This is a genomic window from Streptomyces sp. DF42, from assembly GCF_058267695.1.
On the sequence record NZ_CM177859.1, the window covers coordinates 8448305 to 8468242 of the forward strand.

The following is a 19938-nucleotide window of genomic DNA, read 5'->3' on the forward strand; positions in this document are numbered from 1 at the left end:
AGTCCTTGTCGGAAGACAGCAGTTCTCGTCGGAAGACAGAAGTCCTTGTCGGTCCCTCTCGTTCCCTCTCCATCCATGCCGGACGCAAGGGGAACGAGGGGCGGCCGTCCCCAGGCGGGGAGGAGGAGCCGGCGCCGGCCGCCCCGTGGGGAGAGAAGGGACGTCGTCGTACGGTCCCGGGGGAGTGGCCGGCTCAGCCCCAGCAGTTCTGCAGGCCGAACCCGGTGTCCTTGGACGTCACTCCGCTCTCGGGCTTGTCCGTGATCAGGTTGACGCCCGTGTCGGTGTAACCGGACGCCTTCTTGCCGTCCTTGGCGTACGTCACGACGGCCTTGACACCCTGGGCGGCCATCTTCAGCGGGTACTGCTGGGACGTGGCGGCGATCTTGCCGTCCTTGACCGCCTGGGTCCCGGTGCAGCCGCCGTCGACGGAGACGATGAGGACGTCCTTCTCCCGGCCCTTGGCCTTGAGCGCCGTGTACGCGCCCAGCGCGGCCGGCTCGTTGATGGTGTAGACGAGGTTGATGTCGGGGTTCTTCTGGAGGCAGTTCTCCATGGCGGTCTGGCCCTTGGACTGGTCGCCGCCCGTGTCCTGGGCGCACAGGACGTCCTTGTCGGTGGCGCCGAAGCCCTTCAGGAAGCCGCTGTGCCGCTGCACGCCCACGGAGACGCCCGGCGCCAGGTCGAGGGCGGCTATCTTCGCGGCCTTGCCCTTCATGGCGGCCTTGGCGTACTCACCGATGAGCCGGCCGGCGTTCACGTTGTTGGTGGCGAACAGGGCGTCGACCGCGCTCTGCGGCTCCGTCGGCGTGTCCAGGGCGATGACCAGGACGCCCTTGGCGCGTGCCTTCGCGATCGCGGGCACGATCGCCTTGGAGTCGCTCGGGGTGATCAGGATGCCCTTCACGCCGGAGGCGACCATGTTCTCGATGGCGGTGACCTGGCCGGCGTTGTCGCCGTCGAACTTGCCCGCGGCGGTGACCAGTTGGGCGCCGTTCTCCTTGGCGGCCTTCTGTGCGCCCTCCTTCATCTTCACGAAGAACGGGTTGGTGTCGGTCTTGGTGATCAGGCCGACCTTGACGCTGCCCGAACTTGACCCGGCGGTGCCCGTTCCGGCGCCGGATCCACAGGCGGTCAGCGTGAGGGCTGCCAGGCCGGTGCACGCGGCGGCTCGGAGGAGGGCCGAGGGCAGACGAGGGGTGCGAGACATGAACGACTCCTGCGGGATAGCGGGCGGTGCGGCGGCATCGGAGCATGCCGTCCCGGGATGTCATCGTTGACTTATGTCATCGTTGACACCGCATGGCGAGGATGATGGACTCCGTCTCCCGGAAACGTCAATGCCCCGCACTCGTCACGAATCGGCAACGTCCGCGGCCGCCCTCCGCCCGTTGCTGTGTGAAAGCGGCCCGTGACGTGCCCGTTCGTCCGTACGCCCGTAGGTCCGCCAGAGAAGAGCAGCCCATGAGCCCGCGTCAGATAACCGTCCTGGGAGAGTGCGTCGCGGACGCCTTCGCCGCACCCGCGAGTGCCTCGAACGAACTCGCCCTGCGTGTCCTGCCGGGCGGCGGACCTGCGAACACGGCGGTTGCACTGGCCCGCCTCGGCACCCCTGCCCGCTTCCTCGCGCGTCTGTCCGGCGACGTCTTCGGCCGCCTGTTCCGTGCCCATCTGGAGGCATCCGGGGTCGACCTCTCGAGCGCCGTCACGGCCGCCGAGCCCAGCACCCTGGCCGTGGCGGAGCTGGACGCGCAGGGGCAGGCCGTGTTCTCGTTCCATGCGCAGAACACGGCCGACTGGCAGTGGACGGCCGAGGAGCTGGCGCGGGTCGACCTGTCCGACAGCGCCTGTGTGCACACCGGGTCCCTGGCCCTGGTCCGCCAACCCGGCGCGGCGGTCGTGGAGGACTTCCTGGCGGCGGCGGCCCCCCGGGCGACCATCAGCATCGACCCCAACGTCCGGCCGCTGCTCGTGCACCCCGACGTCTACCGCGCCCGGCTGACGCACTGGTGCGGCCTCGCCGACGTGCTCCGGCTGAGCGAGGACGACCTGGAGCTGCTGCTGCCGGGCACCCCGCCCGAGCAGGCGTGCGACATCTGGCACGCGGCCGGGGCGCGGCTCGTCGTCATCACCCGCGGTGCCGACGGCGCCCTCGCCTCGCTCGACGGCGCACGGGTGCGGGTGCCGGCGGTGGCGGCCCAGGTCGTCGACACGGTCGGGGCCGGAGACTCCTTCACCGCCGGCCTGCTGCACCATCTCGGCGCGCACGGCCTTCTCGGCGGCCGGCTGACGGGCCTGCGCCTTGACGAGGTCGCCGAAGCATGCGCGTTCGGCGCCCAGGTCGCCGCTCTGACCTGCTCGGTCACCGGTCCCAACCCGCCGTACGCGGAGCAGCTGGCGCAGCTCGCGGTCGCCGGCGGCGCCTGAAGGACTGCGGGGGCCGCACCGGCGCGATCGCATGGCGACCGTTGACGAGGCAGCCGGAAGGCCCTCATCATCGGGCCACCCGCCATGTCATCGATGACACAGGCCGGCGGCGCCACGCCTGGCCGGCGCCGCGGATGACGGGCCCCGGTTCCCCGTTTCCCCGGCTTCTCGGCGCCCCGGCCCCTGACACGACCGATCTCCGACCGATACCGACCGACATCGACCGCAAGGACACCGCACCATGAACAAGACCCTGCTCGCCGAGTTCACCGCACGCGAGGGAGCACAGGACGAGGTCGCCCGCCTGCTGGGCGAGTACGCCCTCAAGGTGCGAGAGGAGAAGGGCAACCTCGCCTTCGACGTCTACACGAAGACGTCCCACCCCCGCGCCTACTGGATCTTCGAGGTGTACCGCGACGAGGAGGCCTTCCAGGCGCACCTGAAGGCTCCGTACGGCGGCCCGTTCAATGCCGCGCTCACCCCGCTGATCGAGGAGGACGCCTCCGTGCTGACGTTCCTCGATCCGGTGCGCTGAGATACGGGCGGGCTCTTCGACGTGCGGGCCTGCGAGGCGTTCGCCGCGCAGGCCCACTGACGGAACGTCATATCGGCCTGGTTCAGCCGTCGATGCGGTGCGTGCTCCAGAACGAGGTCAGGTCGGTGCTCGTGGTGGCCTGGGCCGCGGCCTTGAACTCGGAGGTGGTCGAGACGCCGTACCAGTGCGAAGTCGCGTAGTCCTTCAGCAACTTGGTCATGGCGGTGTCACCGAGCACCCGCCGCAGGTCGTGCAGGGCGCACTTGCCGTAGCCGTAGACGACGGTGGAGTAGCGGGACGAGTGGGTGTCCCAGTAGGCCATGGAGTTGGTGATCTTCTCCGCGGACGAGGCCCACGAGACGCTGTTCCAGCAGTTGGTGCCGGTCTTGCCCAGGGCCAGGTCGGTGGCGTAGTCGGTGAACGCCTCGTCGAGCCAGGGGCTGTTGTACTCGTCGTCGCCGACGATGCCGTACCACCACTGGTGACCGATCTCGTGGGTGAGCGCGGTGGTGCTCACGAGATCGAGGACGAACCCCGGGTACTCCATGCCGCCGAACCAGTAGTTGTTGTCGATCACCGCGTCCAACTCGCCGTAGGGGTAGGCGCCGAAGCGTGCCGCGTGGGCGTCGACCGCGGTCTTGGCGGTGCTGAGCATCGACTGCGCGTCGGAGGAGCTGATGTCCGAGACGGAGTAGACGTTGATCGCGGTTCCGGCGGCCGACGTCCCGGAGATCCTGCTGAACGGTCCGGCGGCCCAGGCGAAGTCACGGACCTTCGAGGCCGTGGCGGTGGTGACCGTGCGGCCGCTGGAGCCGGGGGTGTCGGCCGAGGTGCCGGTGGCCGGTACCAGCAGGGTGCTGGGGTGGTCGAGGGTCACCTTGAAGTCGGCGGCCAGGGAGTAGAACGACTCGCCGTTGTTCGTGTACGGGTCCAGGTGCCAGCCCGAGCCGTCCTTGACCGCGAGGACCGGCAGCGCGTTGCCGACGAAGCTGAACGCCCCGTCGTGGCCGAAGCGGTCGGCCCCGCTGGGCACGGTGATACCGAGGTCGAAGCCGATCGTGGCGGACTGTCCCTGTGCCAGGGGTGCCGGCAGGGTGATCTGCAGGGCCGTGCACGCGACCGACAGCGAACCCGCCGTGCCGCCGCTGACGTTGGTGACCGTGATCGGCATCGACGAGCAGCTGCCGTGGTAGTTGTCCCAGAGCCTCAGGTACACCTCGCTGAGCGCGGTGGCGGAGGCGTTGGTGAAGGTCGCGCTCTCATGGCCGGTCCAGCCGCTACCGCTGGCGTTGCCGGTGAGGCTGACGGTGTACGAGGGAGCGGCCGGTGTGCGCGTGGAGTCGGCCGGTGGGGTCGTGTCGCCAGAGGTGTCGAGGGCGATGTCGTCGAGGACGAAGCTCGTCCTGAGGCTGGAGTCCTCGGTGCCGGTGAAGGCGAGGCTGACGGTCTGGCCCGCGAACGCCGACACGTCGAGCGACTTGCGGACGTACCCGGTGTTCTTGTCGAGGTTCGAGTACGTCGCCAGCGTCGTACCGCCGACCTTCGCCGTCAGCTTGTCGTAGGCGACGGACGAGGTCGTCTCGGCGGTGTCGGTGTGGAGCCAGAAGGACAGGGTGGCGGTGCCGCACCCGGCCGGGATCGTGACGCTCTGCGCGAGGGTGTCGGTGTGGGTGCTGCCCACCCCGTCCAGCCAGGCGTAGGCGGTGCCGCCGTGGGCGGTCTGGCCGGAGCGGCTGGTGATGACGCTCGTCGACGACTGGGTCCACGGCGAAGTGCCGCTCTCGAAGCCGCCGTTGGTGACCACCTGACTCGGGGTGCAGGCGGCGGCGGCCGACGGGGCGGTGGGCGGCGCGGCGGCCGACGGGGTGACGGGGAGGAGGGACAGGGCAGCCAGCGCGGCGACGGCGAGTGCGCGCGCGGCGATGGATCTGTGGGGGGTCGATCTCACACGAAACTCCTTTGCGGCGGCCGGGATTGCGGCCTGCTCGGCGACTGCAGGGCCGGCTGGGGTGCGCCGGGGGCAGTCGTGGGCTGCGTGTATCGGTTGACCGGAGCATGCCACAAGACCGGATGTGAAGGGGGCGGGTGTGAGGGACTGGGTGTTGAGGCACGGGCGTAAGGGCGGGGAAATGGCACGGGAGTGACGAACGCTCAGGACCGAACAGAGTCCGACAGGATCATTGCTTCGTCTTTGCCTTGGACCTAGGGTGCAACTGCTCCGTAGTCACCGCGTCACCGTCAGCTGCCGTTCGCCCCGACAGTAACTCCCCTATCCCAACAGCATCCGACAAGATCTGACGCGCCCTCAGTACGCGTACCCGCACCGTCGTCCCGAGGAAGGCAACGATCATGCCGCACCCGTCCCTCGCCGACCGGCTCGTCAGCCGCCGGCGTCTCCTCGAAGGAGGCGCCGCGGTCCTCGGCGCGCTCGCGCTGTCCACACCCTCGGCCACCGCACGCGCGGCCGGCCCGGGCGCGGCGGCGGGCGGCACGCCCGAGTGGAACGGCGCCATCGACGTCTTCAAGCTGGGCACCGAGCCGCCGCACAGCACGCTGATGCCCTACGCGGACCTCAAGCAGGCCCTGGCCGCCGACCGCACGCGCTCGCCGTACCGGCTGAGCCTGGACGGCACCTGGAAGTTCGCGTACGCCGACCGGCCCGACGACCGTGACACCGACTTCCACCGCACCGACCTCGACGACAGTGCCTGGGAGGGCATCCCGGTCCCGTCCGCCTGGCAGCTGCACGGCCACGACCGCCCGATCTACATCAACATCACCTACCCGTGGTGGGGCCCCAACGGCCTGGGCGAGGACGCGCAGCCGCCGGCCGCCCCCACCCGGTACAACCCCGTGGGCCAGTACCGCCGCACCTTCACGGTCCCGCGCGACTGGACCGGACGGCGGACGTTCCTCCACTTCGAGGGGGTCAAGTCCGCCCACTACGTCTGGATCAACGGGGAGTTGGTCGGCTACCACGAGTCCTCCTACGACCCGGCCGAGTACGACATCACCCCGCACCTCAGGCCGGGCGCCAACCAGATCGCCGTCGAGGTCTACCGCTACTCCGACGGCGACTGGCTGGAGGACCAGGACATGATCCGGCTGAGCGGCATCTTCCGCTCGGTCTACCTGTACTCCACCCCGGCCGTGCACCTGCGCGACTTCCGCCTCGACACCCCGCTGGGCGACGACCACAGGACGGCCGAACTGTCGGTCACCGCAAGCGTGCGGGACTACGGCGGCAAGGGCGGCGGCCAGTACTCCGTCGAGACCCAGCTGTACGACGCGAGCGGGCACCCCGTGTGGCCCAGACCCCTGCAGCAGACCGTCGCTGTCGACGCCGGCGCCGAGAAGACCGCACGGGCCGCGAAGTCCGTGCCCGCTCCGCGCCTGTGGTCGGCCGAACATCCGTACCTCTACACCGCCGTGCTCCGCCTGCGCGACCCGGCCGGAAAGGTGGTCGAAACCCTCTCCCACCGCGTCGGCCTGCGCGAATTCGCGCTCAAGGACGGGCTGATGCGCATCAACGGACAGCCGATCTCCCTTCGGGGCACCAACCGCCACGAGATGCACCCGGTGCACGGCTCGGCGCTCACCCGCGCCGACCTGGTCGAGGACATCGGCATCATCAAGCGGCTGAACATCAACACCGTGCGCACCTCGCACTATCCCAACAACCCGCAGTGGCTGGAACTGGCCGACGAGTACGGCCTCTACCTCGTGGACGAGACCAACCTCGAGACCCACGGCATCCGCGGCCAGTACCCCGGCGACCACCCCGAGTGGACCGCAGCGTGCGTCGCCCGCGCGCAGAACATGGTCCACCGCGACAAGAACCACGCCTCGGCGGTGATCTGGTCGCTCGGCAACGAAGCGGGCGGCGGCAGCACCTTCACCGCCATGCACGACTGGATCCGCTCCTACGACACCACCCGCGTCATCCAGTACGAGGGCGACGACCGCCCCGGGATCAGCGACATCCGCTCCGAGATGTACGACAGCCCCTCCCGCGTCGAGCAGCGTGCGCGGGACACCGCCGACACCCGGCCCTACGTCATGATCGAGTACGCCCACTCGATGGGTAACTCCACCGGCAACCTCAAGAAGTACTGGGACGTGGTCCGCGGTCACGACGTGCTGCAGGGCGGCTGGATCTGGGACTTCGTCGACCAGGCCCTCAGCTGGCCCACCCCGACGCGCAAACGGTTCACCGAGACCGGCCCCGCCGCGCTCGCCGGAGAGGTCATCGCCCCGGCCGGCACCTTCAGCCGTGACAAGGGTGTCTGTGGCGGAACCGTCTTCGCCCGCGACGCGCGCCTCGACCTCACCGGGTCGCTGACGCTGGAAGCCTGGATCACCCCGGGGACCACCGGCTACGACCAGCCGATCCTCGTCAAGGGGGACACCCAGTACTCACTCAAGCAGTCGGGCCGGAGCCTGGAGTTCTTCATCCACGGCGGCGGCCGGTGGATCACCGCGACCTGGGCCCTGCCCGCCGACTGGACGGGCCGCGAACACCACGTCGCGGGCGTCTTCGACGCGGCCGCGGGCACCCTGACCCTCCACGTGGACGGCGAGGTGCGGGCCACCCGGACCACCACCCGGCGCCCCGACAACAACACCGCGTCCCTGTCCCTGGCCACCGACGTCGACAACCCGACCCGTGAGTTCAGCGGCACGATCCGGGCCGCCCGCGTCTACGCCCGCGCACTGAGCGCCGGCGAACTCGCCTCCGGCGGCCGGGGTCCCGGCGACGACGACGTGCGGTTCTGGTTCGACGCCGCCACCGTCGGCCTGACCGAGAAGCGGCCCCGCGAGAAGACGTTCTACGCCTACGGGGGCGACTGGGGTGACAGCCCCAACGACGGCGCCTTCTCCGGGGACGGCATCGTCACCGCCGACCGCGGGCACACCGGCAAGGCGGCCGAGGTCAAGCGGATCTACCAGGCCGTCCAGGCCAGTTCGGGCTCCTCGCCGGGCGCGGTCACGCTCACCAACGAGTACCTGTTCACCAACCTCCGTGAGTTCGACGGACGGTGGGAGCTCGTCGGCGACGGAAAGGTGGTGCGTCGGGGCAGGCTCAGCCGCGCCCAGCTGGACGTGGCGCCCCTGTCCAGCAAGGACATCACGGTGCCGTTGACGCTGCCGCGCGATCCGGCACCGGGTGCCGAGTACTTCCTCCAACTCTCCTTCACCACAAGGGAGAACACGAAGTGGGCGAAGGCCGGCCACGAGGTGGCCCGCCACCAGCTCCCCCTCGACGCCGGCAGCCCCGCGATCACCCCCGTACCGCTCGACGGCGTCCCGGCACTCCGCCACGAGGACGGCGCGCGGTCCGTCACCGTCACGGGCCGGGGCTTCTCGGTCACCGTCGACAAGAAGACCGGCCTCATCACCTCGTACCGGGCCGACGGCGCCGAACTGATCTCCTCCGGGCCGGCGCCGAACTTCTGGCGGGCCCCCACCGACAACGACCGCGGCAACGGCCAGCACACCCGCAACCAGACCTGGCGCGACGCGGGCGCCCGCCGCAGGGTGACCGACGTCGGCGTGCGTGCCCTGCGCGACAGGGCCGTGGAGATCAAGGTCGCCGGCACGCTGCCGACGACGGTCGAGTCGACGTACACCACCACGTACACGGTCTTCGGCAACGGTGAGACCAAGGTCGACAACACGCTGCACCCGGGTGCGGCCTCCCTGCCCTACATCCCCGAGGTCGGCACCCTGCTCTTCCTGCCCGGCCGCCTGGAGCACCTGCACTACTACGGCCGCGGCCCCGAGGAGAACCACTGGGACCGCAACGACGCCACCGACGTCGGCCTGTACTCCGGCACCGTCTCGGGCCAGTGGACCTCCTATCTGCGGCCGCAGGAGAACGGCAACAAGACGGACGTCCGCTGGGTCGCGCTGACGGACGGAGGCGGCAAGGGCCTGCTCGTCTCCGGCGAACCGCTCCTGGAGGTCAACGCCTCGCACCTCACCCCCGAGGACCTCTCGGTCGGGGCCCGCCACGACTACCAGCTCACGCCTCGTGAGGCGGTCGTGCTGCGCCTGAACCACCGGCAGATGGGCATCGGCGGCGACAACAGCTGGGGCGCGCACACGCACGACGAGTACAAGCTCTTCGCGAACCGGGACTACGCGTACACCTACCGGCTGCGCCCGCTCACCGACGTGTCCGGCGCGACGGCAGCCGCACGGCGGCCCACGGCGACGGAGTTCTCCGGGTAGCCGGGTCAGGGGCCCCCGCCGGGCACGGGCGCCTGCTCCCCCTGGGCGATCTCGATGCCCGTGTGCAGGTCGGTGGCCGCGTCCAGGGTCGCGGTCGCCGACAGGGCCACGCAGCACAGGAGCAGGCAGGCCAGAGCCCGGGGCAGCAGACGGGAGCGGGGTGCGGGCGTGCTCAGGAGGGCGGTGACGCGGCGGGGGACCGGGCCCGCCGTGGCCGTCAGCGACAGGCGGGGGCGCGGAGCCGAGCCTGTCGCATGGGCCGCGAGGGCGGCGCGGCCGACGGCGCGGGCGGTGAGCGCGCGGTCGCCCGTCGCGCGCGCGGCGGACTCGTCGGCCCAGCGCTCCAGGGCGTACGACACCGGCGCGCGCAGACCGCGCAGGGCGGGGTGCAGCGCCGCGGCGAGTTCGGCCGCCGCGAGGAAGAGGTGGTGGCGGCCGGTGAGGTGGGCCCGTTCGTGGGCGAACAGCACTTCGCGTTCCCGTGCGCCGAGGGCGCGCAGCATTCCGGTGGTCACCACGACGCGGCCCGGCCGCCCGGGCAGGGCGTACGCGTCGGGCCGGTCGTCCTGCCGCACACAGAGGTCGCCGGCGCTCGCCTCCCCCCGGAACTGCCGCTGGGCGGCGCGCAGTTCGAGCAGGTGACGGCGGGTCCGGCCGAGCGCCAGGACACCGAGGCCCGCCAGTGCGACGGCGGCCAGGACCGCGGTCGGCACCATGGCGGGCGAGCCGTCGCCCAGCAACCGCGGGGAGAGGTGGCCGATCCGGGCGACGAACGGCAGACGCAGGGCGCCGGCGAGAGCGAGCAGCGCCAGCGAAGCCGTACCGGCCAGGGCGAGGATCAGCGCGAGAGCGGTCAGCGCCCAGGCCGCCGACCGCGGCGACAGCTGCCCGGCACCACGCCGGGCGACGGGCACGGCGAGGAACGGCATCAGCAGCGGGAGCCACACGGCGTAGATCACGGCGCCCCTCCCGCCGTCCCCGGGCCGCCCTCCAGGAGGGTCCGCAGGAGTTGTTCGTCCGCGGGGCTCAGGTCGGAGACGAAACGGGCGAGAACGGTGGTGCGGTCCTCGTCCTTGTCGAGTTCGGCATGCATACGGCGGGCGGTCAGGCCGGGGGAGTCCTGGGCCGGGGCGTAGGCGTAGCCGCGGCCCGAGCGCGCGCGGGTGACCGCTCCCTTGGCGTGCAGGCGCGTGAGGATCGTGGTGACGGTGGTGCGCGCCAGATCGCCGCCGAGTTCCCGCTGGACGGCGCCCGGCGTGAGCGATCCGCCCGCGGCCCACAGCGCGGCCAGCACGCTCGCCTCCAGCTCACCGGCCGGCCGACGGTCCGTCCGCCCTCCGGCCGGATCGTCATTCTGCCCCTCGGGCATGGAACGCTCCTCGGCTCTTCTTCGCCATTCGCCATTCGGCTGTCGTCGGGCTGTGACGCGGCAGCCTGTCTACGTGACTGTAGTCGCCCGGCGAGGGCCCGTGACGGTCGGCGGCAGGGACGGGTGCCACCTGGTGACCGCCGAACCCTACGCGCCGTAAGGTAGTGGCCATGGCAGGCACGACCCCTCACGGCAGGGCGACGCGACGCCTTCCCGGTGAGCTGGAGCGCGAGATCCTCGCCACGCTGTGGGCGACGGAGCTGCCCCTCACACCGGCAGAGATCCAGGCCGGCCTCGGCGGCGGTCTCGCCTACAACACCGTGCACACGATCCTGCGGCGCCTGCACGACAAGGGACTCGTCCTGCGGGACGCCGACGGCCGGCGCGGCGCCTACCGCCCCGCGAAGAACGCGGCCCAGCTGGCCGCCGAGGCCATGCACAAGGCCCTGGACCGCGGCCCCGACCCGATCGCCGCGCTCCGGCATTTCGTGACGGGCCTGAGCCCCGCACAGGAGGCCGCGCTGCGGGAGCTCCTCGGCGAGAGCGGCGCGTGAGCCGGCGGCCCTCACCCGGTCGACGCACTCGGGATGGCGCCCCACCCACGCTGCTTGAAGGCTCGGACTCAGCCGACAGCGGCGCCGCCGAAGGGATCATTGACCATGAGCCAGCACGCAGCCCAGCCGTCCGGAGACCCGCACGGCGAGATCGGCCGACCCTGGACCGCGGACCCCCCGCGCCCTCCTGGGGACCGGGGCCGCAGCTGGATGACCGGCGGTACCGTGTTCGCCGGTGTGCTGATGCTGTGCGGCGGCGTCCTCGCCGTCCTCCAGGGCATCGCGGCGATCGCCGGCGACGACGTCTACGGCCGCATCGGCAACTACGTCTACGAGCTCGACCTCACCGGCTGGGGCTGGATCCACGTCATCCTGGGCGCCCTGGTGGCGGTCACCGGCTGGGGCGTGCTCAGGGGCATGTCCTGGGCCCGTTTCGCCGGCATCCTCCTCGCCTCGCTCAGCCTGATCTCCCAGTTCCTGTTCCTTCCGTACGCCCCGCTCTGGTCCGTCGTCATGATGGCGATCGACGTGTTCGTGATCTGGTCACTGGCCGCACAGCAGGAGACGGCGGGGCGCGGGGCGGCGTGAGCCCGGCGCGTCAGCCCGTCATGAGGTGAGGCCGAGTGATCCGGACCGCTCCAGTACACGCGAGGTTGATGTCGGATTCTCGCCAGCCCCCACCCGGCCCGTCGCCGATGCTGGACACATGCAGAACGGGATGCACACCGACCGAGAGCGCTGCGTACGCGCCGTCCAGTCCAAGGACGCCCGCTTCGACGGGTGGTTCTTCACGGCGGTCCTGACGACCCGCATCTACTGCCGGCCCAGCTGCCCGGTCGTACCCCCCAAGCAAGAGAACATGGCCTTCTACCCGAGCGCGGCCGCCTGTCAGCAGGCAGGCTTCCGGGCCTGCAAGCGATGCCGCCCCGACACCAGCCCGGGCTCCCCGGAGTGGAACCGGCGCGCCGACCTCGTGGCCCGGGCGATGCGCCTGATCGCCGACGGCGTCGTGGACCGCGACGGCGTACCCGGCCTCGCCGCCCGCCTCGGCTACAGCACCCGGCAGATCGAACGCCAGCTCCTCGCCGAACTCGGCGCCGGCCCCCTGGCGCTGGCCCGCGCCCAGCGCGCCCAGACAGCGCGCCTGTTGATCGAGACGACCACCCTGCCCATGGCGGAGATCGCCTTCGCGGCCGGCTTCTCCTCGATCCGCACCTTCAACGACACCGTGCTTGAGGTCTTCGCCCTGGCCCCGAGCGAACTGCGGGCCCGGCTCCCGAAGAAGAGGACACAGGCCGCCACCCCGGGCGCGCTCGCCCTCCGCCTGCCCTTCCGCACCCCGCTCAACCCCGACAACCTCTTCGGCCATCTCGCGGCGACCGCTGTGCCCGGCGTGGAGGAGTGGCGGGACGGCACCTACCGCCGCACCCTCCGCCTCCCCTACGGCCACGGCATCGCGACCCTGGCCCCCAAGCCCGACCACATCGCCTGCCGGCTCGTCCTCGGCGACCTGCGCGACCTGCCCGTCGCCATCAGCCGCTGCCGCCGCATGCTCGACCTGGACGCCGACCCGGTCGCCATCGACGACCAGCTCCGCACGGACCCGCTGCTCGCCCCGCTGGTCGACAAGGCGCCCGGCCGACGCGTACCGCGCACGGTCGACGAGGCGGAGTTCGCCGTACGTGCCGTGCTCGGCCAGCAGGTCTCCACGGCGGCCGCCCGAACGCACGCGTCCCGCCTGGTCACTGCATACGGCGACCCCCTGGACGACCCGGACGGCGGCCTCACCCACCTCTTCCCCACCCCCGAGGCACTCGCCGCACTCGACCCCGAGTCCCTGGCGATGCCCCGCACCCGCCGCACCACGTTCACCACTCTCGTACACCAACTCGCCGACGGAACACTGCACTTGGGCCCGGAAAGCGACTGGCCCGAAACCCGCACCCGGCTCCTCGCCCTGCCCGGCTTCGGCCCCTGGACCGTCGACGTCATCGCCATGCGCGCCCTCGGCGACCCCGACGCCTTCCTGCCGACCGACCTCGGAATCCGCCGCGCGGCACAGGAGTTGGGCCTCCCGTCCACTCCGGCGGCCCTCACCGCCCGCGCGGCGGCCTGGCGCCCCTGGCGGGCGTACGCGGTCCAGTACCTGTGGGCTACCGACAGCCACCCGATCAACCTCCTCCCGGTATAAGGACGTAGGGACGTTCACCATGAGCCCCAGCCCCACGAAGCAGCACACCGTGATCGACAGCCCGTACGGCCCCCTCACCCTCGTGGCGGACGACGGCGTCCTGAGCGGCCTCTACATGACCGGACAGCGCCACCGCCCACCGGAGGAGACGTTCGGCGAACACGACGACACGGTCTTCGGCGAGATCGAGAAACAACTGCAGGCCTACTTCGCCGGTGAGTTGAAGGCCTTCACGCTGGAACTCCGCCTGAACGGCACACCGTTCCAGCGCACCGTCTGGGACCAGCTCCGGCGCATCCCCTACGGCGAGACCCGCTCCTACGGCGAACTCGCCGAAGCCCTCGGCAATCCGTCCGCCTCCCGCGCCGTCGGCCTCGCCAACGGCAAGAACCCGATCGGCATCATCGTCCCCTGCCACCGCGTCATCGGCGCAGGCGGCAGCCTCACCGGCTACGGCGGCGGCCTGGACCGCAAGCAGCGCCTGCTGGACTTCGAGAGCGGCGCGGCCCTGTTCTGATGCCGCGTCAGTCAAGGTCTGCCCGTCAAGGAGCAGCGTCGTGGGGGCCCCGCTCGGGCGAAGCCGAGAGCGGGAAGCGTGCTCTGGGGTCCCCACCGGCCGGAGGCTGGGGAAGTGCCGGCCGGAAGTCCTCGTACGGGACGTACTCGGGCTTTCGGCCGGTGCGGCGAAGCGGTCCCGCGCCCGTGCCGGGCGGAGCCGGTTGGAGGCCGGGGGCGCGTGCCGGGCTTCGCGACGGGGCGAACCTTGGCTGACGCGGCACCAGCTGCCGAGCGCGCGCAGCAGCGCGGGCAGCGCCGTCCCGATGGGCTCGCGGACGACCTCCCCGGCCTGTTCGTCGTACGGCGCCTCCTCGGCGTCGACGATGACGAGCCGGGCCCCGTGGTCGGCGACGTCGGCGAGCGCGGCGGCGGGCTGCGGCTGCCGCCGACGGCGATGAACACCTCGGTGGCGGCCCGATCCGACCAGCGACCATGGCCCGTATGGCGCACCGCGGTCTTCCTCCCGAGTGACCCCGGTGGCGCGAGTCCCCGTATCGCTGGTCTCTGTACCAAGGAGGACCAGGCGGAAAGCGGGAGACCATGGAGCGAAAGCACGAGCACCTCGCGACACTCTGGGCGGCCGGGGTGGCCGGCGTGGTGTTCGCGGTGCTGATGGCAGCGGCGATCGTCCTGATGCGCATCGCACTGCCCAGCAGCGGCGACGCAACCGTCGATGCCGGACAGCGCAGCGCCGTGCGGACGGCGCTGGCGCTGCTCCCGTTCGCAGGGATCGCCTTCCTCTGGTTCATGGGTGCCTTGCGGGAGCAGGCAGGCGAGGGCGAGGACCGGTTCTTCGCCACCGTGTTCCTGGGCAGCGGCCTGGTCTTCGTCGCCACCCTGTTCGGCGCTGCCGCGGCGGCCGGAACCGTGCTCGCCGAGAGTCAGCAGCACCCTCCCTTCGGCCGGCACTTCGCCTACGCCCTGCTGACCACGTACGCGATGCGGATGGCGGCGGTGTTCATCATCACGACTTCGACCATCGGCCGCCGACGCGGCACCCTCCCGCGCCCGCTCGTCGCCCTCGGCTATCTGGCGGGCCTCACGCTGCTCATGGTGGGAGCGAGTGTGCCCTGGTCCGAACTGGTCTTCCCGGCCTGGGCGTTGCTCCTCAGCCTGAACATCCTGTGGGGCCCTCGTCCCGCCCGGCCACGGCCCGCCACATCGACATGAGCCGACCGCACCGCTCACCCGAACGGTCTGCTTCTCGTCGCCGCATCCCGTCCGGCCACCGAAGGTGGTCGCAGGGGGCTGACCGGGCCGTTGGAGAGGACCGATCCCGTGGTGAGGATTGCCGTCGACCTGAACCGCTGCCAGGGGTATGCGCAGTGCGCGTTCCTCGCGCCCGAGATCTTCGCCATGCACGGCGAGGAGGCGCTGCTGTACGACCCGGAGGCCGACGAGGCACAGCGCGCGAAGCTGGCCCAGGCCGTCGCGGCCTGCCCGGTCCAGGCCATCCTCGTCGATGCCGTGGACGTACCTGCCGAGGCGGTGTCCGGTGCTCGGTGACGGATCCCTGGGACGGCTCAGACGCGAGGGCCGCATCGTCGTCGTAGGCGCCTCGCTGGCCGGGCTGCGCGCTGCCGAAACCCTCCGGGACGAGGGCTTCGCGGGCTCCCTGACCATGATCGGCGACGAGCCCCACGAACCGTACGACCGGCCCCCGCTCTCCAAGCAGGTGCTGCTGGGCAGGGCGAGCGCCGACCGCACCGCGCTGCCCAGGCTCCGATCCGTCGACGCGACCTGGCGGCTCGGCGTTCCGGCCACCGGCCTGGACATGGCCGCCAGGCGGGTGCGGCTGGCCGACGGCGACGAGGTGCCGTACGACCGGCTGCTGATCGCCACGGGGGTGCGGGCGCGACCGTGGCCGCGCGCGGCCGAGGCGGAACTCGACGGCGTCTTCGTGCTGCGCGGCCGCGACGAAGGTGCCGCGCTCGCGCGGCGGCTCGACGCGGGACCCAAGCGGGTCCTCGTCATCGGGGCGGGGTTCACCGGCTCGGAGATCGCCTCCGCCTGCCGCGAACGCGGCCTTCCCGTCACCGTCGCCGAGCGCGGCGCGGCGCCCCTGGTCGGCGCTCTCGGCGGGGTGGTCGGCGCGGTCGCCGCCCAGATGCAGCGCGAACACGGCGTGGACCTGCGGTGCGGGGTCATGGTGACCGCTCTGGAGGGCGACGCCTCGGGACGGGTACGCGCCGCGCATCTGTCCGACGGCTCCACCGTGGAGACCGACGTGGTGATCGTCTCGCTGGGCGCCACCCGCAACACCGAATGGCTCGCCGGATCCGGCCTCGGGGCAGGCCCCCGCGGCATCGCCTGCGACGCCGGCTGCCGCGCCTTCGACATCCGCGGAATCGTCACCGACGACATCTATGCGGCGGGCGACGTCGCACGCTGCCCGCACCCCCTGTTCGGCTATCAGTTCCTGTCTCTGGAGCACTGGGGCAACGCCGTCTCCCAGGCCCGGATCGCGGCGCACAACATGATCAGCGAGAGCACCGAGCGCATCCCCCACATGGAGGTGCCGGCCTTCTGGTCCTCGCAGTTCGGAGTCAACATCAAGTCGGTCGGGGTGCCGTCGCTGGGGACGGAGATCACCATCTCGCAGGGCGCACTCGACAGCCACCGGTTCATCGGCGTCTACGGGTACCAGGGGCGCGTCATCGGCGCGGTCTCCTTCGACCATGGCCGCTGGCTGCCGTTCTACCAGGAGCTGATCGAGACCACCGCGCCGTTCCCGCCGCCGTTCCCCACGGTCGACCGGCGCTCGGACGGACAGCAGCCGGTCGACGCCGACTTCCCCGACCCTTCGGTCCCCACCCACGGTCCCACCGTGACCGTCGGCGGATACTCGCCGGCCGACCGCCGGATGACGTTCACCCCCGCGCACTGACCCGTTCGGCCACGAGGACTCGCCATGACGCAATCCTTGCTGCACCAGATCCTGGACTACGCCAACCGCGCCAACCCGTACCCGATCTACGAACAGCTGCGGAAGACGCCGGTACACCACGAGGACGGCGGACCGTACGTCATCAGCACCTACTACGAGATCCGCAGCCTCCTGCACGATCCCCGGATCAGCTCCGACGCCCGCAATCTGGCCTCGACCGCCCGCGACCCGCTGGCCGAGCCGGCCAGGGAGGAGAGCGCGCTGCCGCCCGGGTTCCTGCGGCTCGACCCACCGGAACACGACCGGCTGCGCCGTATGACGAACCGGCCCTTCGGCCCGCCGCACTCCCCTCGCCGGGTCGACGGGATGCGCGGAGAGCTCCACGACATCGTCTCCGGCCTCATCGACGGCATCGGCGACCCGAGCCGGATCGACCTCGTGGAGCAGTTCTCGTACCCCTTCCCGGTAACGGTGATCTGCCGGCTGCTCGGGGTGCCACGCGAGGACGAGGCGCGCTTCCACACCTGGGCGGACACCCTCGCAGCGAGCCTGGACCCCGACCCGGACGCGGATCCCACCGAGCGGGGCAAGGGCTCCCACGACGCCCGGATGGAGTTGGGCATGTACCTGGCCGGCCTGATCGAGGAACGCCGCAAGAATCCCGGCGACGACATGCTCTCCCAACTGGCCACGGCCAAGGGCGAGGACGGCCCGATGACCACGATGGAACTGCTCAGCACCGCCGCACTTCTGCTGATCGCGGGGCACGAGACCACCGTCAATCTCATCACCAACGGAATGCTGACCCTGCTGCGCCATCCCGACGTCCTGCAGCGGCTGCGCGAGGATCCGCGGCTGGCGGTGCCCCTCGTCGAGGAACTGCTGCGCTTCGAGCCACCGGTGCAACTGGTGCCACAGCGCACCACCCTGGCCGACATCGAGCTCCACGGCGTCACCATCCCCAAGGGCGCCTCCCTCTGGCTGGTCCTGGCGTCCGGCAACCGTGACCCCCAGCGTTTCGAGGACCCGGACCGCTTCGACCCGGACCGCCGGGACATCCAGCACCTCGGCCTGGGCAGCGGCATCCACAGCTGCTTCGGCGCACCACTCGCCCGGCTGGAGACCCAGCTCGCCCTGTCGGAACTGGCCCGGAGGCTGGAAAACCCACGTCTGCTGGAGGACCCGCCCCCGTACCGGCAGAACGCCGTGCTGCGCGGGCCGCGGCAGCTGCACATCTCTTGCGACGGGATCCGCCCTTAGAGCCCCTTAGAGCCTGTCCGTGTCCGGCGGATCAGCTCGGCGTCGCGGGCCCTGGCACGCACTTCCCCACTGCCCTGAGGGCAAGGGGGGACCCCCAGCGGCGTTGCCGCGGTCGCCGACACTGCGCGTCGCCCACCGCGGCAGCCCCTTACCGACACGGTTCCCCCGCCTCGCAGCTGCAGGCTCCCTCATGCTCGGCTTCGCTCGAAGCCGGAAACCACCCCACTGCCCCGCTCAGGGCGGCCGGGCATCACCGCCTCCCGCCGCCGACCTGATCCGTCGGACAGGCCCTCTAGGGGTGCGCCGTGCCGAGTTGGCGCAGCAGCTTCGGCAGCGTGGTGCCGATGGGCTCGCGGATGACTTCGTCGGCGAGTTCGTCGTACGGCGTCTCCTCGGCGTTGACGACGATCAGCCGGGCTCCGTGGTCGGCGGCGACGCCGGCCAGCCCGGCGGCGGGCTGTACCTGCAGGCTGCTGCCGACGGCGATGAACACCTGGCACGCCTTGCTGATGGCGAGCGCCTCACCGAGCACCGTCGGATCGAGCCGTTCGCCGAACATCACGGTCGCCGGCTTGAGGATCCCCCCGCACTCCCGGCACGGCGGATCCGCCTCTCCGGCCTCGACCCGCGCGAGCGCGTCCTGCATGGACCCCCGCGCAGGACACCCGGTACACACGAAACTCCGCGCGGAGCCGTGCAGTTCGAGCACCTTGCGGGCGGGCATCCCGGCGAGCTGTTGCAGCCCGTCCACGTTCTGCGTGATCACCCGTACAGGCACCCCGGACGTCTCCAACTCGGCCACGGCCCGGTGCGCGGCGTTCGGCTCGGCGTTGAGCGCGTGACTCTTGAGGCGCATCTGCCACGAGCGGCGCCGGATCTCCCGATCGCCCATGTAGTACTCGTACGTCACCAGCTTCTCGGCCTCGGGATCCTCGCGCCAGAGCCCCTTGGGACCGCGGTAGTCGGGGATGCCGGAGTCGGTCGAGATACCCGCCCCACTGAGGAGCGCGACAAGGGGCTTGGTCATGGCGCCGAGGGTAGGACGGCGGTGCGAGCCGGGCGAATGGATATTCGTGCGCGCCTTCGGGTGCTAGCGTCCGGCCATGGCCAAGGTCACCGTCTCGCTCGATGCCGAACTCGTCGTGGAAGCGATGGTCCTCGCGGGTGTCGGCAACCCCCAGGACGCCATCGAGCTCGTCGTCCGTGACTACATCGAGCGCGGCCACCGCACCGAGGCGCGGGTCGCCGCACGGGACGACGCGCTGCGCGACGTGGACGTCAAACCCCGCGACCCCGAGGGCTGAGTGTGCGGAGAGGGTTGAGTGGGTTGATTGGCGTGAGTCCGCGCCCTGTCAGGCCACCCGCTGACCGTTCTCCAACTCGGCCGTACCCGAGCCCTCCGCCAGGACGTCCAGCGCGACCAGAACCCGCAGGCCGAGCGTGCCCAGCAGGTGGTCGGCGAGTTCCTCGCGGGGGACGAGGCGCCAGGAGAGCAGTTCCTCCTCCTGGAGTCGGATCGCCTTGAGGTCGTCCTCGCTCAGCACTCCGCCGTCGTACAGATACGCCACGAGCGGCGGCCAGCTCGGCTTGTACACCCAGTCCACCGCGAGCAGCCGGCCCAGTTCACGGTCGAGCCCGATCTCCTCCAGGGTCTCGCGACGCGCACCCTGGCGCGGGGTCTCGCCGTCGTCGGACTCGATCGTGCCGCCCGGAAGGGCCCAGCCCTCACGGTAGTTGGGCTCGACGAGCAGCACCCGGCCCTCGGCGTCGCGGAAGAGGGCGGCGGCCCCGGCGAGGATGCGGGGGAGGCCGGCGATGTACGTGGCGAAGTCTGGAGTGGTGGTCATCCAGGAAGGGTAACCAGCCTGCACGGACGCTCCGCCGGCTCGGGCCGTTGGCTGTATGAGGGCTCGACGTTGGTGA

At 71.3% G+C, this 19938-nt stretch carries 18 protein-coding genes; 12 read left to right on the plus strand and 6 right to left on the minus strand.

The window, feature by feature from the left end; genetic code table 11:
• Positions 1-193: 193 nt before the first annotated feature.
• On the minus strand, positions 194-1210 hold the full coding sequence (locus ACYUED_RS38835; RefSeq protein ID WP_491289106.1) for a sugar ABC transporter substrate-binding protein: 1017 nt from the start codon (positions 1208-1210) through the stop codon (positions 194-196).
• A gap of 254 nt (positions 1211-1464) precedes the next feature.
• On the opposite strand from ACYUED_RS38835, the gene ACYUED_RS38840 reads away from it, so the two are divergent.
• Together ACYUED_RS38840 and ACYUED_RS38845 are read left to right on the plus strand one after the other, a co-directional pair.
• Positions 1465-2427, plus strand: coding sequence for a carbohydrate kinase family protein (locus ACYUED_RS38840; protein ID WP_491289107.1), 963 nt, complete (start codon positions 1465-1467; stop codon positions 2425-2427).
• 241 nt (positions 2428-2668) lie between these two features.
• Positions 2669-2962, plus strand: coding sequence for a putative quinol monooxygenase (locus ACYUED_RS38845; RefSeq protein ID WP_491289108.1), 294 nt, complete (start codon positions 2669-2671; stop codon positions 2960-2962).
• An 82-nt stretch (positions 2963-3044) separates the two neighbouring features.
• Here ACYUED_RS38845 and ACYUED_RS38850 read toward each other — a convergent pair whose 3' ends face one another.
• Positions 3045-4910, minus strand: a complete 1866-nt coding sequence (locus tag ACYUED_RS38850) for a M1 family metallopeptidase (RefSeq protein ID WP_491289109.1) — start codon at positions 4908-4910, stop codon at positions 3045-3047.
• A 401-nt stretch (positions 4911-5311) separates the two neighbouring features.
• Between ACYUED_RS38850 and ACYUED_RS38855 the strand changes: the two genes are divergently transcribed.
• Positions 5312-9196, plus strand: coding sequence for a glycoside hydrolase family 2 TIM barrel-domain containing protein (locus tag ACYUED_RS38855; protein WP_491289110.1), 3885 nt, complete (start codon positions 5312-5314; stop codon positions 9194-9196).
• Positions 9197-9201: 5 nt separating this feature from the next.
• Here ACYUED_RS38855 and ACYUED_RS38860 read toward each other — a convergent pair whose 3' ends face one another.
• Positions 9202-10155, minus strand: a complete 954-nt coding sequence (locus ACYUED_RS38860; RefSeq protein WP_491289111.1) for a M56 family metallopeptidase — start codon at positions 10153-10155, stop codon at positions 9202-9204.
• Positions 10152-10565 (minus strand): BlaI/MecI/CopY family transcriptional regulator, encoded by a 414-nt coding sequence (locus tag ACYUED_RS38865; RefSeq protein ID WP_491289112.1) that lies wholly within the window; start codon positions 10563-10565, stop codon positions 10152-10154. Before ACYUED_RS38865 ends, ACYUED_RS38860 begins: the two co-directional genes overlap by 4 nt.
• A 170-nt stretch (positions 10566-10735) precedes the next feature.
• Here ACYUED_RS38865 and ACYUED_RS38870 point away from each other — a divergent pair, with 170 nt between their 5' ends.
• The 8 genes from ACYUED_RS38870 (at position 10736) to ACYUED_RS38905 (ending at position 18015) form a co-directional block, all read left to right on the plus strand.
• Positions 10736-11119: a BlaI/MecI/CopY family transcriptional regulator gene (locus ACYUED_RS38870; RefSeq protein ID WP_491289113.1), complete on the plus strand. Its 384-nt coding sequence runs from the start codon at positions 10736-10738 to the stop codon at positions 11117-11119.
• A gap of 105 nt (positions 11120-11224) precedes the next feature.
• On the plus strand, positions 11225-11707 hold the full coding sequence (locus ACYUED_RS38875; RefSeq protein ID WP_491289114.1) for a DUF7144 family membrane protein: 483 nt from the start codon (positions 11225-11227) through the stop codon (positions 11705-11707).
• 118 nt (positions 11708-11825) lie between these two features.
• Positions 11826-13310, plus strand: a complete 1485-nt coding sequence (locus ACYUED_RS38880; RefSeq protein ID WP_491289115.1) for an AlkA N-terminal domain-containing protein — start codon at positions 11826-11828, stop codon at positions 13308-13310.
• 19 nt (positions 13311-13329) lie between these two features.
• Entirely contained in the window at positions 13330-13827 is a 498-nt protein-coding gene (locus tag ACYUED_RS38885) for a methylated-DNA--[protein]-cysteine S-methyltransferase (protein ID WP_491289116.1), read from the plus strand.
• Positions 13828-14408: 581 nt separating this feature from the next.
• Entirely contained in the window at positions 14409-15038 is a 630-nt protein-coding gene (locus ACYUED_RS38890; protein ID WP_491289117.1) for a hypothetical protein, read from the plus strand.
• 111 nt (positions 15039-15149) lie between these two features.
• Positions 15150-15374, plus strand: coding sequence for a ferredoxin (locus ACYUED_RS38895; RefSeq protein WP_491294625.1), 225 nt, complete (start codon positions 15150-15152; stop codon positions 15372-15374).
• Positions 15331-16755 carry an NAD(P)/FAD-dependent oxidoreductase gene (locus ACYUED_RS38900; RefSeq protein ID WP_491289118.1) on the plus strand — a complete coding sequence of 475 codons (1425 nt, stop codon included), beginning with the start codon at positions 15331-15333 and terminating at the stop codon, positions 16753-16755. The genes ACYUED_RS38895 and ACYUED_RS38900 overlap by 44 nt, the downstream gene beginning before the upstream one ends.
• A 24-nt stretch (positions 16756-16779) precedes the next feature.
• Entirely contained in the window at positions 16780-18015 is a 1236-nt protein-coding gene (locus tag ACYUED_RS38905) for a cytochrome P450 (RefSeq protein WP_491289119.1), read from the plus strand.
• Positions 18016-18307: 292 nt separating this feature from the next.
• Here ACYUED_RS38905 and ACYUED_RS38910 read toward each other — a convergent pair whose 3' ends face one another.
• Positions 18308-19042, minus strand: coding sequence for an SIR2 family NAD-dependent protein deacylase (locus ACYUED_RS38910; protein WP_491289120.1), 735 nt, complete (start codon positions 19040-19042; stop codon positions 18308-18310).
• Positions 19043-19118: 76 nt separating this feature from the next.
• Between ACYUED_RS38910 and ACYUED_RS38915 the strand changes: the two genes are divergently transcribed.
• Positions 19119-19319 (plus strand): type II toxin-antitoxin system VapB family antitoxin, encoded by a 201-nt coding sequence (locus ACYUED_RS38915; protein ID WP_491289121.1) that lies wholly within the window; start codon positions 19119-19121, stop codon positions 19317-19319.
• A 48-nt stretch (positions 19320-19367) separates the two neighbouring features.
• Here ACYUED_RS38915 and ACYUED_RS38920 read toward each other — a convergent pair whose 3' ends face one another.
• Positions 19368-19862, minus strand: coding sequence for an NUDIX domain-containing protein (locus tag ACYUED_RS38920; RefSeq protein WP_491294627.1), 495 nt, complete (start codon positions 19860-19862; stop codon positions 19368-19370).
• Positions 19863-19938: the final 76 nt, after the last annotated feature.

What these genes read in the sequence shown, in the direction of transcription:
- ACYUED_RS38835 (WP_491289106.1), bottom strand. Translation starts at nt 1,210, where the DNA reads ATGTCTCGCACCCCTCGTCTGCCCTCGGCCCTCCTCCGAGCCGCCGCG.
- ACYUED_RS38920 (WP_491294627.1), bottom strand. Translation starts at nt 19,862, where the DNA reads ATGACCACCACTCCAGACTTCGCCACGTACATCGCCGGCCTCCCCCGC.
- ACYUED_RS38910 (WP_491289120.1), bottom strand. Translation starts at nt 19,042, where the DNA reads ATGACCAAGCCCCTTGTCGCGCTCCTCAGTGGGGCGGGTATCTCGACC.
- ACYUED_RS38855 (WP_491289110.1), top strand. Translation starts at nt 5,312, where the DNA reads ATGCCGCACCCGTCCCTCGCCGACCGGCTCGTCAGCCGCCGGCGTCTC.
- ACYUED_RS38900 (WP_491289118.1), top strand. Translation starts at nt 15,331, where the DNA reads ATGCCGTGGACGTACCTGCCGAGGCGGTGTCCGGTGCTCGGTGACGGA.
- ACYUED_RS38870 (WP_491289113.1), top strand. Translation starts at nt 10,736, where the DNA reads ATGGCAGGCACGACCCCTCACGGCAGGGCGACGCGACGCCTTCCCGGT.
- ACYUED_RS38905 (WP_491289119.1), top strand. Translation starts at nt 16,780, where the DNA reads ATGACGCAATCCTTGCTGCACCAGATCCTGGACTACGCCAACCGCGCC.
- ACYUED_RS38915 (WP_491289121.1), top strand. Translation starts at nt 19,119, where the DNA reads ATGGCCAAGGTCACCGTCTCGCTCGATGCCGAACTCGTCGTGGAAGCG.
- ACYUED_RS38890 (WP_491289117.1), top strand. Translation starts at nt 14,409, where the DNA reads ATGGAGCGAAAGCACGAGCACCTCGCGACACTCTGGGCGGCCGGGGTG.
- ACYUED_RS38880 (WP_491289115.1), top strand. Translation starts at nt 11,826, where the DNA reads ATGCAGAACGGGATGCACACCGACCGAGAGCGCTGCGTACGCGCCGTC.
- ACYUED_RS38885 (WP_491289116.1), top strand. Translation starts at nt 13,330, where the DNA reads ATGAGCCCCAGCCCCACGAAGCAGCACACCGTGATCGACAGCCCGTAC.
- ACYUED_RS38865 (WP_491289112.1), bottom strand. Translation starts at nt 10,565, where the DNA reads ATGCCCGAGGGGCAGAATGACGATCCGGCCGGAGGGCGGACGGACCGT.
- ACYUED_RS38840 (WP_491289107.1), top strand. Translation starts at nt 1,465, where the DNA reads ATGAGCCCGCGTCAGATAACCGTCCTGGGAGAGTGCGTCGCGGACGCC.
- ACYUED_RS38845 (WP_491289108.1), top strand. Translation starts at nt 2,669, where the DNA reads ATGAACAAGACCCTGCTCGCCGAGTTCACCGCACGCGAGGGAGCACAG.
- ACYUED_RS38875 (WP_491289114.1), top strand. Translation starts at nt 11,225, where the DNA reads ATGAGCCAGCACGCAGCCCAGCCGTCCGGAGACCCGCACGGCGAGATC.